Origin of the sequence: Micromonospora sp. CA-248212, from assembly GCF_050948405.1 — a bacterium.
Classification (GTDB): Bacteria; Actinomycetota; Actinomycetes; order Mycobacteriales; family Micromonosporaceae; genus Micromonospora.
In genome coordinates, this window is sequence record NZ_CP192023.1 from 117984 (window position 1) to 130705 (window position 12722).

Sequence of the window (12722 nt, forward strand, 5' to 3'; positions counted from 1 at the left end):
ACCGTCTACGGTTTGCCGCCCTTTGTCGCCATCATGCCGCTGCGCGTCCACCGGGTGATCCGGTGCTGATTCGTCACCGTTCGGTCAGTGCCGCGTGTCGACACGCGGTGGGTGTTGGCTGACGGACCGTAACTGGGCGAGGCTGATTACGCAGGATCGCGCCGATCGGGTGATTAGCCGGATTACACCCTCGCGCGGTGCCCACAGCGACCCGCAGGGTCCGACGACGAGGGGTGTGCGGTGGACGAGTCAGGTGACGGGCCCGGCACACCCGTGCTCGGCCGCCACCGTTCGCCGGGCGGCTACCGCCGGGTGATCGGCGCGCACCGGGCATCCGGCGCGGGTGGTCCCTCCCGGGGATACCTGCTCACCGTCGCACTTCTGGCCGGCACCGCGTCGATGCCCGTGCTCGCGGCGATCAGCGCGGGCTCGGCCACTCCCGGCACCTCCGCGTTGCCGGACACCAGCACGCCGTTCATCCCGACCCCGTCGGTCGGACCGGTGGTCATCCCGATGCCGGTGACCAGTCAGCCGCCGTCGCCCGTGCTCCCGTCTCCCGGCCCGCCCAGCGCCGGCCCGACCGCGACCACCGGCTGGCTGCCCGGCGCGCCCCGGCGTGTCCCGGACGACTCGTGGTACGGCCCGCACGTCGACGACCGGGTGCCCACCCGCCGGGTGGTGTCCGCGCCGCCGGCGCCCCGGCCCACCCGCAGCGCCCCGCCGGCCGGGCCACCGGCCAGCCCGTCGCCGGTGCCGTCGCCGACCGCGCCCCCGGATCCGGATCCGGACCCGACCGAGACGTCCACCCCGAGCCCGTCGCCGACCGATCCGACGACCCCCACCGCCACCGATCCGGGAACCCCCGCCACGACCGACCCGACGACCCCCACCGATCCGACGACCCCCACCGATCCGACGACTCCCACCGCCGTCCCCACCAGCACCCTCTCCGCCCCGGCGACCACCGCCCCGCCGTCGCCCACCCCACGCCCATCCCCCACCCCACGCCCATCCCCCACCCCACCCCCATCCGCCACCTCAGCCACCTCACCCGAGCCCACCACCGCGCCGTCCCCGACGCTCGCGCCCGGTCCCGCCGCCGCACCCGGAGACCCCCGCGATCTTGCACTTCCTGTCGCGACATAAGACTCGATACGCCCATATCGACAACCCAAACCGCAAGATCGGCGCGATCGTGGACGCCCCGCCCGGACCCACGACGTCAAGCGCTCCGGCGACCCTGCGCGGCCCATCACCCGCGGAACTCCGGTGATCAAGAGCTTTGCGTCAAGGATCGTGGTCGCGATGACGCAAACTTCTTGATCACCGCGAGCGACCGCGGGGGGCGCGGGGGGTGGGGTGGGGTGGGGTGGGGTGGGGGCGTTGGGTGGGTCGGGCTGGCGGCGGCGGGACCTGTGCATTCGAGGGCCGTCTCGGCGGTACGGTGACGGGCAGGTGCCGCCGAGACGGCGCTGGTCAGCGGTGGCGAGTAGCAGGGGGTGGCGTGGGCGGCGGTGCGGAACCCCGCCCGGTCGCCCCTCGTCCCGGTCCGGGGCTGCGGGTCGCCCGGCTCGTCACCGAGCTGACCGCGCCGGCCGTGCTGGTGTCGCTACTGATCATCACCGTGAGCTGGCACAGCAGTCGGGACAGCGTTCGAGGGCTGGTGTGGGGCCTGCTCGCGACGGTCTTCGTCACCGGCATCCCGTTCGCCTACATCGTCGGTGGGGTCCGCCGGGGGCGACTCACCGACCACCACATCGGCCGTCGGGAGCAGCGCCGGGTGCCGCTGCTGGTCGGACTCGGCTCGGTCACCGCCGGGCTGGCCCTGCTCGTCGTCCTCGGCGCACCACGGCCCCTGCTGGCGCTGGCGGTGGCGGGGCTGGTCGGACTGGTGGTCGCCGTTTCGGTGAGCCACTGGTGGAAGATGTCGATCCACTCGGCGGTCTCCGCCGGCACCCTGGTCATCCTGGCGCTGACCTTCGGACGCGGGCTCCTGGTCGCCGCGCCGCTGTTGGGCGTGGTCGGCTGGGCCCGGGTACGCCTGCGGGACCACACCGTCGCGCAGGTGCTCGCCGGCGGGGTGCTCGGCGCGCTGATCGCCGCCGTCGTCTTCGGTGCCCTGCGCTGAGCGGGCGAAACCACGCGGCCGAGCGGACCCGTCGGGCGGGTGGCCTGGTGCTGCCACCCGCCCGGATGCCGTCAGGCGCCGTCGTCGGCGAGTCGGTGCCGGTTCGCCTCGATCCAGGCGTCGAGCGCGGCCGGGTCGTCCGGGTCCACGCCGTCGGCCATGAGTTGCGCGACGGCCGCCGTGGCCGGGCTACGCCGCTCGCCGGTCGAGTAGAGCCGGGCGAACTCCGGCACCATCTCCTCGATCGCCTCGTCGGTCCGTTCGGCGGCGGCCTCGGGCAGCCCGCGCTGCTGTGACGCGTACCGGGCCCAGGCGCGCAGCACCCGGGGCAGCATCGCCGCGTCGTCCATGTCGAGCACGGCACGGCGGTGCACCCAGTCGAGCAGGAAGAGCCCGGACACCGCCGGACTCCACCGCATCGGGTCGGAGTCGGGGAAGGACGCCGCGTGGTCCAGCAGCAGGCTCAGGCAGAAGTGCAGCGACGCGAGCTCGGGACCGTCGACGCTGTCGAGCCCGAACCGGGCGGCTTCTGGCGACGCCAGGAACCGCCGGACCAGGTCGGTGCGTTCGGCGGCGGACAGCGGTTCGACCTCCGCCGGGCCGGTCGGTCCGGCGGCCATGGGCAGCACCGCGAGCCGGGCGCCCACGAGCGCGCGGTCGGTGGCGAGCGAGCCCTCGCCGGGCAGTTCGCCCAGGTCGTCGGTGACCGAGAGGTGACGGGCCACCTCGCCCCGCAGGCGGGACGGGTCCTCGGTGCGGAACCAGGTCAGCTCGTCGTCCGCGCACATCTGCCGGACCTGGTCCAGGATCCGTTCGGCGGGCCCGCCGACGAAGATGTCCTTGGTGATTCCGATGTTGTGGTCGACGAGGGCCACCAGCGCGTGCTCCGGGCCGCCGGCCGAATCGTCGTACGCGAAGGTGGCGAGGTAGGAGGTCTGGTCGCCGTAGACGTCGCCGTACGCCCAACTGCCGGTGAGGTGCACCCGGGTGAGCTGGCTGGACCAGGCGGGGGCCTGGCTGCCGGGGCGTACCCGCTCGACGCCCTCGGCGGTCGGGACGAGGGCGGCGAAGACCTGGCGGATGGTGGTCGCCGCCGCGATCCGGCGGCGGGCGGTGGCGGCGAGGAAACCGGTGACGAACTCCCGTACGGCGGTGTCGCGGTCGGTCTCCGCGATTGCGTAGACACTGCCCAGCAGCGCGCTGCCGAGCATCTCGGCGTCGAGGGCGGACTCCAGCTTGGTCACGTCGCGTGCGGCGTGCAGCACCGCGTCGTAAGGGGTCTGAGGCGTGGCCATGCTTCGACCCTACGCCGCTCGGGGCGTACGCAGAGGCGTCAGCGGCGGGCAGCCTCACCGAGCGCGTCGCGCGCCTGCGCGTACGAGGTGAGCACGATCCGTACCGGGGCGAGCACGTACTCCTCGCCGACCGAGGCGACCCGGACCGTCAGCCGCTGCCGGGCGCGGGCCCGCGCACGTTGGGCCGCCCAGCGCACGACCGGTCGGGTCAGCGCCGCCGTCAGCAGCCCGGCCAGCAGGCCACCGAGCAGCAGCACGGTCGGCATCGGCACCTGCCCGACCATGGGGTTGTCCAGCGCGGGCAGGCCGAGCGCCCGCAGCGCGTAGCCGAGCGCCAGCCAGCCCAGGCCGACGGCGGCGGCCAGGGTGACCAGCCACTGCACGCCACCGACGACCCGCCACCACACCGGCTGATGGTCGAGGCCGAGGTCCGTGCCGGCGATCGCGCGGTCCAGCGCGTCCGGCAGGTCGTCGAGGCGGGACCGGGCCGCGGAGGTCACCGCCGTCGGCCAGGCGGCGGGCAGGTCGCCGCCGGCCCGGTCGGCCACCGCACGGATCGCCAGACCGAGCGCCGACCGCTGGGCGGCCGTCGGGTCGGGCACCGAGGTCGCCGCCACCAGGCTCTCGGCGGGGTCGGCGTCCGCGCCGGCCGGGCCGGGCAGGTGCAGCCGGCGCAGCGGGTCGGGCCGCAGCCGCCGCCAGCCCCGGACCACCGGCCAGCCGGTGGCCGCGCCGGCCCGATGTCGGTACGCCCGCTCCACCGCCTCGCTCACCGCCGGTACTCCGGCGGCGCCGGCCAGTGCCCGGTTCAACCCGGCGACGGTCGCGTCGTCGGGACCGCCCCCCGGCCGGGCCGAGCCGATCATCTCGTCCAGCCCGGCGACCACGGTGTCGACGTCGCCGGCCAGTCGACGCAGGGCGGCCTGCCGCTCGGCGACCGTGCGCTCCAGCGCGCTGCGCAGCCCGACCATGCCGGCCGGGTCGATGGCGGTGGTGGCGAGCAGGGGTACGCCGGTCAGCCCGTCGGAGTCGAGCAGTCGGCGCAGGTCGTCCAGGACGCGGGGCAGCTCGGCCGCCGGCAGCCGGTCGGCCTGGTTGAGCACGACCAGGGTGACGTCCCGGTGCCGGTGGAACTCGCGCAGGTAGCTGTCGTGAATGACCCGGTCGGCGTACTTCTGCGGGTCGACCACCCAGACCACCTGGTCGACCAGGCCGAGCAGCCGGTCGACTTCGAGGCGGTGGGACCGCTGGACCGAGTCGAAGTCGGGCAGGTCGAGCAGGATCAGGCCGTGCAGGGGCGTCTCGTCGTCGCCGTCGAGCGCGCTCTCGCGGACGAAGCGGTGCCGGGGCAGCACCCCGATCCAGTCGAGCAGCCGGTTGGCGTCCTCCAGTGGCCCCCACACGCACGCGTGCGTCACGCCGGTGGTGGGTCGGCGGACGCCGACCGGTGAGAGTTCGAGCTGGGCCAGCGCGTTGAACAGGCTGGACTTGCCGCTGCCGGTCGCGCCGGCGAGGGCGACGACGGTGTGGTCGCGGGACAGGGCGAGCCGGGTGCCGGCCCGTTCGACCAGGGTGTGCGCGGGCACCAGTTCGGCGTCGGGCAGCAGACCGTCGACGGCGGTCAGGAGGCGGCGTACGGCGTCCAGGCGGGCGATCAGCCCGTCCGCGTCGATCCGCTGGTTGCCGCGGAAGGCTTCGCGTACCCGGCCGGCGATGTTGCTCATCGCGAACTCTCCTCGTCACCGGCCGGCGGGTTGCCGTCGTCGCTGGCCAGGCCACTGCGGTGCCGGGCCAGCTCGACCCGCCCGGCGGCCTGGCGCAGCGTCTCGCCGGCCGCCTTCGTGGGCCGGGCGTCGGCGGTGCGGGTGAGGAAGCGGTCGGCCTCCGCGTCCAGCAGCGTCCGCACCCGCGCCAGGAGGTCGACCCGGGCCTTGGCGGCAAGGGTACGCACCGCCTGGTCGCCGAAGATCGCCTGGAGTACGGCCTGCGCGGCGACCGTCGTGCCGGCCCCCGTCGCCACCTCCAACCCGGTGGGGATGAACGCGGTCGAGGCGAACACGGCGATCATCACGGCCAGCCCGGTGGCGTTCACCGCGTACGCGGCCGTCCGGGCCACGAAGCGCTTGTCGCCGCCCTCGACGCGGACCAGCTCCAGCACCCCGCGCTGCCAGTCCCGGACCATCCGCTCGGCGCGTTCGGGCAGGTCTCCACTCGGGTGGGCGAGCGCCGGATCGAGCAGATCCGCGCCGGCCGGGTGCGCCTTCCACCCGGTGTACGCGGATTCGGCGGCCTCGGACGCCACCCCGCGCAGCAGGGTGACGAGTTGCGACTCGATGGCGTTGCGCAGTTCGGCGGAGGGCGCGGGACGGCCGGTGACGGCGGCCACCACCCGGTCCCGGAGACGCCCGATGCGGGCCTCCAGCGTGCGGAAGAACTCGCCCGTGCCGACGAACTCCTGCCAGCGGGCCAGCACCTCGCCGCGCAACAGTCGACCGTCCCGCAGACCCTGCTCCACGGTCCGTTCGGCACTGCGGTACGCCGCCCGTACCCTCTCGTCCAGCGCGTCGGCGGCGGTGACCTGCTCGTCGGCGGCGTCGGCCAGCTCCTCGACGGCGGGGTGCAGGGCGGCCAGCGCGCCGTCGAGCGTCTGCCGGACCACCGCGGCGCGGGCGTCGGCGTCGGCGGCCAGTCGGGCGAACCATTCGGCCAGCGGCGCCGTGGCCCCCTCGGGCAGCAGCCCCTGACCGTCGACCCAGGTCTCCGGCAGCACGAACAGGGGGGCGCGGTCGAGGCCCTGGGCGGCGAGCATCTCGGCGAGGTGCGCGGCGATCTCGTCGCTGGCCTCGGCGGGGACGCGGTCGAGCACCATGGCGATCACGGCACCCCGGGCCCGTGCGCTGCGCAGCAGCTCCCACGGCACCGCGTCGGCGTACCGGGCGGCGGTGGTGACGAACAACCACAGGTCGGCGGCGGCGAGTAGTTGGCTCGCGAGCGCGCGGTTGGCGTCGACCACCGAGTCGATGTCCGGCGCGTCGAGGAACGCGAGGCCCGGGGGGAGGGCCGGCGCGGTCACCAGGTGCAGGGAGCGCGGGTCATCGCTCGGCTCGGTCGTACGCGTCAACCCGGGCAGCAGGTCGCCCTGCCGGAACCAGGTCGCGTCGGCCGGGTTGCACACCAGCACCGGGGAGCGGGTGGTGGGTCGCAGTACCCCGGCGGCGCTGACCCGGGCCTTGACCAGGCTGTTGACCAGGGTCGACTTGCCCGCGCCGGTGGAGCCGCCGACGACCACGAGCAGTGGGGCGTCCAGCCGGGCGAGTCGGGGCAGCAGGTAGTCGTCGAGTTGGTCGGTGAGGGCGTTGGCGGCCTGCCGGGCGGAGGTGGCCGAGGGCAGCGCGAGCGGATAGCGGGTGGCGCCGATCGCGGCCCTCAGGCCCGACAGCGCGCCGGGGAGGCTGTCGTCCCCGCTGGTGACGGAGGGCTCCTCCGCGGCGTCCGGAGGGACGGTGCGGGCGGCGACGGCGGGCGCGCCGGAACGGGTGGCGGAGTCGCCGTGCGTCGTCACCGCTAAAGCGTGCCCGACCGATGCAAGGGAAGACAACCGGACGGTAATAACGTCTGGGTTGCGTCGGGTCGGCTCAACTCGACTTGACGATTCGCGGACGCGTGGCACTATTGAGTCAAGTTCACTCAACTTGTGGTGGGGCCCGCTGCGGGCGGCGCCCGCCGAGCAGTCGCGGGCGGTGCCCGTCACCTGCACAACCTTACGAAGCGAGGAAGCGAAGATGGCACGTGCGGTCGGTATCGACCTCGGCACGACGAACTCCTGCGTCAGCGTTCTCGAGGGCGGTGAGCCCACCGTCATCGCCAACGCTGAGGGCTCGCGGACGACCCCGTCGATCGTCGCGTTCGCCCGCAACGGCGAGGTGCTCGTCGGCGAGGTCGCGAAGCGCCAGGCGGTGACCAACCCGGACCGGACGATCCGCTCGGTCAAGCGTGAGGTCGGCACGAACTGGTCCGTCGACATCGACGGCAAGAAGTACACCCCGCAGGAGATCTCGGCCCGGACCCTGATGAAGCTCAAGCGGGACGCCGAGGCGTACCTGGGCGAGCAGATCACCGACGCGGTGATCACCGTCCCGGCCTACTTCAACGACAGTCAGCGTCAGGCCACCAAGGAGGCCGGTGAGATCGCCGGCTTCAACGTCCTGCGGATCGTCAACGAGCCGACCGCGGCCGCCCTGGCGTACGGGCTGGACAAGGGCTCCAAGGAGCAGACCGTCCTGGTTTTCGACCTTGGTGGCGGCACCTTCGACGTGTCGTTGCTGGAGTTGGCCGAGGGCGTCATCGAGGTCAAGTCGACGAGCGGTGACAACCACCTCGGTGGCGACGACTGGGACCAGCGGATCATCGACCACCTGGTCAAGACGTTCCGCGGTGAGCACGGCATCGACCTCGGTCAGGACAAGATGGCCCTCCAGCGCCTCCGTGAGGCCGCCGAGAAGGCCAAGATCGAGCTGTCCGCCGCTACCACCACCAACATCAACCTGCCGTACATCACCGCCGGTTCCGCCGGCCCGCTGCACCTCGACGTGACGCTGAGCCGCGCCGAGTTCCAGCGGATGACGCAGGACCTGCTGGACCGCTGCAAGGGCCCGTTCGAGCAGGCCGTGAAGGACGCCGGGATCAAGATCTCGGACGTCGAGCACGTCATCCTCGTCGGTGGTTCGACCCGGATGCCCGCCGTGACCGACCTGGTCAAGCAGCTCACCGGCCGGGACCCCAACAAGGGCGTCAACCCGGACGAGGTCGTCGCCGTCGGCGCCGCCCTGCAGGCCGGTGTGCTCAAGGGTGAGGTCAAGGACGTCCTGCTGCTCGACGTGACCCCGCTGAGCCTGGGCATCGAGACCAAGGGCGGCATCTTCACCAAGCTCATCGAGCGCAACACCACCATCCCGACCAAGCGCTCCGAGGTGTTCACCACCGCCGACGACAACCAGCCGTCGGTGCTGATCCAGGTGTTCCAGGGCGAGCGGGAGATCGCGGCCTACAACAAGAAGCTCGGCACCTTCGAGCTGACCGGCCTCCCGCCGGCGCCGCGCGGCGTGCCGCAGATCGAGGTCGCCTTCGACATCGACGCCAACGGCATCGTCAACGTGCACGCCAAGGACCTGGGCACCGGCAAGGAACAGAAGATGACGATCACCGGCGGCTCCTCGCTGCCGAAGGACGACATCGAGCGCATGCGCCGGGACGCCGAGGAGCACGCGGAGGAGGACAAGCGTCGCCGCGACGACGCCGAGACCCGCAACGTGGCCGAGGCGCTGCAGTGGCAGACCGAGAAGTTCCTGGCCGAGAGCGGCGACAAGCTGCCCAGCGAGAACCGGGAGCAGCTCAACGAGGCGCTCGGCGAGCTGCGGGGCGCCCTGGGCGGCCAGGACATCGAGAAGATCAAGTCGGCGCACGAGAAGCTGGCACAGGTCTCCCAGCAGGCGGGTTCGCTGCTCTACGCCCAGCAGGCCGAGCAGGGCCAGCCCGGCGGCGAGGCCGGCCCGGGTGCGACCGGCGCGACCGGTGCCACGGGTGGCGCCCAGACCGGCGGTGCGGACGACGTGGTCGACGCGGAGATCGTGGACGAGGACGGCAAGAAGTGACTGCCCACCTCCGACACGTATCCACGGCGAAGGGATGAGGTAGCCCCATGACGCAGAAGCCACGAGCCGCCGACTCGGACGACGCCGGGTCGACGCCGGGTGGCTCCGCGCCCACGGAGTCGACCACCGACGCCGAGGAGCGGGTCGTCATCCGCAACAACCGCAAGCTCAGTGACGCGACGGAGCCGGAGGGCACCGCCGCCGACGCGGAGACCGGCGCACCGGCCGAGGGTCTGGTCGAGGACGCCGAGGTCGTGGTCGACGAGATCGAGGCCGAGGTCAACGCCACCGACGGGCCGGAACCCTCCGGTCCGCCGGTGGTGGACGCCCCGGCGCAGCCGGTGGGCGGCACCGGGACCACGCTCGGCGCCGAGTTGGAGGCACTCCGCGCCGAGCTCGACGAGCGGACCAGGGACCTGCAGCGGGTGTCGGCGGAGTACGCCAACTACCGCAAGCGGGTCGACCGTGACCGTGCCCTGGTGCAGGAGCAGGCGACCGGCTCGGTGCTGGCCGCGCTGCTGCCGATCCTCGACGACCTGGACCGGGCACGGGAACACGGCGACCTGGTCGGACCGTTCGGAACGGTGGCGGACCAGCTCACCGCCGCGCTGGGCAAGTTCGGCCTGACCGCCTTCGGCGAGCAGGGCGACCCGTTCGACCCGACCCGGCACGAGGCCGTCGCGCACCAGACCTCGGCCGAGGTCGGCGAGCCGACCTGCGTGCAGGTCATGCGGCGCGGCTACCAGCTCGGTGAGCGGCTGCTGCGCCCCGCGCTGGTCGCGGTCGCGGATCCGGAATAGTGCGAGACGGTGACCGGGCCGTCCCGCCCCCCGCACTGCGGCGGGCGGGACGGCCGGGCCACGACGGTCGGAAGGGGGTGGACCGGTGAGTTCGAAGGACTGGCTCGAGAAGGACTTCTACGCCGTGCTCGGCGTGGACAAGGCCGCCTCCGCGGATGACATCAAGAAGACGTACCGCAAGCTGGCCCGGGAATCGCACCCGGATCACAATCCGGGCGACCCGAAGGCCGAGGAGCGGTTCAAGGCCGTCTCCGAGGCGTACAACGTGTTGTCGGACGCCGGCCGTCGCCGGGAGTACGACGAGATGCGTTCGCTGTTCGGTTCGGGCGCGTTCCGGCGCAACGCCCGCGCCGGCGGCCAGCCGGGCGGGATGCCGTTCGACGTCTCCGACCTGTTCGGCGGCGGAGCGGGCGGCGGCGACCGCCGTTTCGGCGGTGGCGCCGGTTTCCAGGACCTGTTCAGCTCGATCTTCTCGGGCGGGCAGGCCGGTGGGCAGGCCGCGGCGCGTGGTCCGGCCCGGGGCCGGGACGTCGAGACCGAGGTGGCGCTCGACTTCGGCGACGCGGTGCGCGGGGTGACCCTGCCGCTGACGTTGCGCGCACCCGGTGTCTGCGACACCTGTCACGGCAACGGCGCCAAGCCCGGCACCCAGCCGCGTACCTGCCCGGTCTGCCACGGGGCCGGGGTGACGACCCGCAACCAGGGGTCGTTCAGCTTCTCCGAGCCGTGCGGCAACTGCCAGGGCGTCGGGACCGTGGTGGAGGAGAAGTGCCCGGAGTGCCACGGCAGCGGCGGGGTCACCAAGACCCGCACGATGAACGTGCGCTTCCCGGCCGGGGTGGCCGACGGCCAACGCATCCGGCTGGCCGGGCGCGGCGAGCCGGGTGAGCGCGGTGGCCCGGCCGGCGATCTGTTCGTGCACGTGAAGGTTCGACCGGACGAGTTGTTCGGGCGTACCGGAGACGACCTGACGTTGACGGTGCCGGTGACCTTCCCGGAGGCCGTGCTCGGCACGGACCTGCGGGTGCCCACGCTCGACGGCGCGGTGACGCTGCGGGTGCCGCCGGGCACGCCCAGCGGGCGGGTGCTGCGGGCCCGGGGCAAGGGCGTGGTCCGCCGCGACGGGCAGGCCGGGGATCTGCTGGTCACCCTGGACGTGGTGGTGCCCGCCCGACTGACGGACGAGGCGCGGGCCGCGCTGGAGGCGTTCGCCGAGCAGAGTCCGCCGGCGGCGCGGGAACATCTCGACGCGCGTGTGCGTCGGGTCGGATAGTCCGGTGGGATGGACGCGGAGGTGAGCGGGATGTCGGGCGAGTTCCTCGGTTCGGGTGACCCTGCCTACGAGGCCAAGGTGCTCATGATCTCGGTGGCGGCGCGGATGGCGGGGATGCACCCGCAGACCCTGCGCCAGTACGACCGGCTGGGGCTGGTGCAGCCTGGCCGGGCGGCTGGTGGTGGTCGTCGCTACAGCGTCCGGGACGTGGTGCTGCTGCGCGAGGTGCAGCGGCTCAGCCAGGACGACGGGATCAACCTCGCCGGCGTCAAGCGGATCATCGGCTTGGAGCGGCTGCTGGAGCAGGCGCAGCAGCGGGTCGCGCGGTTGGAGGCGGAGTTGGACGCCGCCTACCGCCGGGTGGCCGAGCTGGAGTCGCTGGCGCGCTTCCCGGGTCGGGATCTGGTGCCGACCAACCGCACGTCCACCGCGTTGGTGGTCTGGCGTCCCCGCCGCAACACCGACCGCTGACCCCACGTACCGCTTCTTCGGCCCGGCCCGCGCTCCGATTTCCCGGCGCGGACCGGGCCGCTTCCGTTAACCTGTCGATACGGGGTACAAACGGCTTAATTCGGGCCTACCGGCATGGCGAGGGGGAGCGATGGCGGAGCCGGCGAAGAAAGTCGCTCAGCAGACGGAGGAGCGGTTGGAAAGCCTGGCTGACACCGTCCGCGAGAAGTTCGACAAGGTCACCGAGGGAACGTTCCGCGACCGGATCAAGGAGGGACGGTTCGCCGAGCAGGGCGAGCCGACCCAACCGGAACCGGACCGCAAGCGCGACTGAACCGGCGACCGACGTACGGGCCGGGACCCACGGGGGGTCCCGGCCCGTTCGCCACGCCGCCCCTACCCCGCCGATCTTGCACTTTCGTACGGTGAAATGTTCCGATTCCCGGAGTAAGTCGGCACAGAAAGTGCAAGATCGGCGCAATGAGGGGCGCGGGCTCAGCCGAGGCGGCGGTTCTCGCGGACCAGGCCGCCCTCGCACCAGTCCCGGTAGACGAAGAGATCCGGCCGGGCCAGCAGTACGCGGCCGTTGTGCGCCCAGATCTTCATCAGCTCGTCGCCGTCGCGTTCGGCCTGCTCCACGAGTTTGCGGAAGCGGCGCTTGGGATGGGCCCGGAAGTTCGTCCGGATGCCGTCGGCGGCGTAGATGTAGAGGCAGTGCAGCGCGAAGCGCCGGGCCGGGCACGTCGGGTCCATGGCCAGATCGAAGAGCGTCAACACCAGCCGGTCACCCGAGACCAGCAGGTCCCAGTCGGGTGGCATGGACGCCAACGGGACCGAATCCGGCTGGTACGCCCAAGCTCGCAACTCCGCCGGGCTCGGATCGACGGGGTTCGCGAAGCCGTGGAACGTCGACTCCTGCACGCTCACCGGCCAACCTTCCGCTCTCGCCCGCGGGTGGCAACGCTGCCTGCGGACCCTGGCTGCTGGGGCGAAACGGTAACCCGCCGTCGGTTACTGCGGTAGTACCCGTAAGGCGCAATTCGGCAACCGTTGGCCGGCCCGACCCGAACGGCCGTTCGGGTGCCCTGGCCAGCGCCGCTGTCGCACCTCACCCGGGCAGGACAG

11 protein-coding genes are annotated in these 12722 nt (G+C 72.9%); 7 read left to right on the top strand and 4 right to left on the bottom strand.

What is annotated here, in order from left to right:
* Positions 1 to 240 precede the first annotated feature (240 nt).
* Together ACQP03_RS00575 and ACQP03_RS00580 are read left to right on the top strand one after the other, a co-directional pair.
* On the top strand, positions 241 to 1146 hold the full coding sequence (locus ACQP03_RS00575; protein WP_357392143.1) for a hypothetical protein: 906 nt from the start codon (positions 241 to 243) through the stop codon (positions 1144 to 1146).
* A 358-nt stretch (positions 1147 to 1504) separates the two neighbouring features.
* A complete protein-coding gene (locus ACQP03_RS00580; RefSeq protein WP_355048472.1) occupies positions 1505 to 2128 on the top strand; it encodes a phosphoesterase PA-phosphatase in 624 nt (207 codons plus the stop codon).
* Between the two features lie 71 nt (positions 2129 to 2199).
* Here ACQP03_RS00580 and ACQP03_RS00585 read toward each other — a convergent pair whose 3' ends face one another.
* Genes ACQP03_RS00585 through ACQP03_RS00595 form a run of 3 tightly spaced genes read right to left on the bottom strand, consistent with a single transcriptional unit; the run spans position 2200 to position 6985 of the window.
* Positions 2200 to 3423 carry a hypothetical protein gene (locus ACQP03_RS00585; RefSeq protein WP_357392141.1) on the bottom strand — a complete coding sequence of 408 codons (1224 nt, stop codon included), beginning with the start codon at positions 3421 to 3423 and terminating at the stop codon, positions 2200 to 2202.
* A 38-nt stretch (positions 3424 to 3461) separates the two neighbouring features.
* Positions 3462 to 5147: a GTPase gene (locus ACQP03_RS00590; RefSeq protein WP_357392139.1), complete on the bottom strand. Its 1686-nt coding sequence runs from the start codon at positions 5145 to 5147 to the stop codon at positions 3462 to 3464.
* Complete coding sequence (locus tag ACQP03_RS00595; RefSeq protein ID WP_357392137.1) at positions 5144 to 6985, bottom strand: ABC transporter; 1842 nt, start codon at positions 6983 to 6985, stop codon at positions 5144 to 5146. Before ACQP03_RS00595 ends, ACQP03_RS00590 begins: the two co-directional genes overlap by 4 nt.
* Before the next feature lie 220 nt (positions 6986 to 7205).
* Here ACQP03_RS00595 and dnaK point away from each other — a divergent pair, with 220 nt between their 5' ends.
* The 5 genes from dnaK to ACQP03_RS00620 all read left to right on the top strand — a co-directional run bounded on the left by dnaK (position 7206) and on the right by ACQP03_RS00620 (position 11931).
* Positions 7206 to 9074, top strand: coding sequence for a molecular chaperone DnaK (gene dnaK / locus ACQP03_RS00600; protein ID WP_357129564.1), 1869 nt, complete (start codon positions 7206 to 7208; stop codon positions 9072 to 9074).
* Between the two features lie 47 nt (positions 9075 to 9121).
* Positions 9122 to 9874 carry a nucleotide exchange factor GrpE gene (grpE, locus tag ACQP03_RS00605; RefSeq protein WP_357392135.1) on the top strand — a complete coding sequence of 251 codons (753 nt, stop codon included), beginning with the start codon at positions 9122 to 9124 and terminating at the stop codon, positions 9872 to 9874.
* A gap of 85 nt (positions 9875 to 9959) precedes the next feature.
* The gene (gene dnaJ, locus ACQP03_RS00610) at positions 9960 to 11147 is read left to right on the top strand and encodes a molecular chaperone DnaJ (RefSeq protein ID WP_357129570.1); all 1188 of its coding nucleotides are present in this window, start codon (positions 9960 to 9962) and stop codon (positions 11145 to 11147) included.
* A gap of 30 nt (positions 11148 to 11177) precedes the next feature.
* Positions 11178 to 11618: a heat shock protein transcriptional repressor HspR gene (locus ACQP03_RS00615; protein WP_355048782.1), complete on the top strand. Its 441-nt coding sequence runs from the start codon at positions 11178 to 11180 to the stop codon at positions 11616 to 11618.
* A gap of 130 nt (positions 11619 to 11748) precedes the next feature.
* Entirely contained in the window at positions 11749 to 11931 is a 183-nt protein-coding gene (locus ACQP03_RS00620; RefSeq protein ID WP_357129573.1) for a hypothetical protein, read from the top strand.
* 161 nt (positions 11932 to 12092) lie between these two features.
* Here ACQP03_RS00620 and ACQP03_RS00625 read toward each other — a convergent pair whose 3' ends face one another.
* Complete coding sequence (locus ACQP03_RS00625; RefSeq protein ID WP_357129576.1) at positions 12093 to 12524, bottom strand: hypothetical protein; 432 nt, start codon at positions 12522 to 12524, stop codon at positions 12093 to 12095.
* Positions 12525 to 12722: the final 198 nt, after the last annotated feature.

Excerpts from the sequence above, each read along its gene's own strand:
- grpE (WP_357392135.1), top strand. The coding sequence starts at position 9,122 with ATGACGCAGAAGCCACGAGCCGCCGACTCGGACGACGCCGGGTCGACG.
- ACQP03_RS00590 (WP_357392139.1), bottom strand. The coding sequence starts at position 5,147 with ATGAGCAACATCGCCGGCCGGGTACGCGAAGCCTTCCGCGGCAACCAG.
- ACQP03_RS00620 (WP_357129573.1), top strand. The coding sequence starts at position 11,749 with ATGGCGGAGCCGGCGAAGAAAGTCGCTCAGCAGACGGAGGAGCGGTTG.
- ACQP03_RS00615 (WP_355048782.1), top strand. The coding sequence starts at position 11,178 with ATGTCGGGCGAGTTCCTCGGTTCGGGTGACCCTGCCTACGAGGCCAAG.
- ACQP03_RS00585 (WP_357392141.1), bottom strand. The coding sequence starts at position 3,423 with ATGGCCACGCCTCAGACCCCTTACGACGCGGTGCTGCACGCCGCACGC.
- dnaK (WP_357129564.1), top strand. The coding sequence starts at position 7,206 with ATGGCACGTGCGGTCGGTATCGACCTCGGCACGACGAACTCCTGCGTC.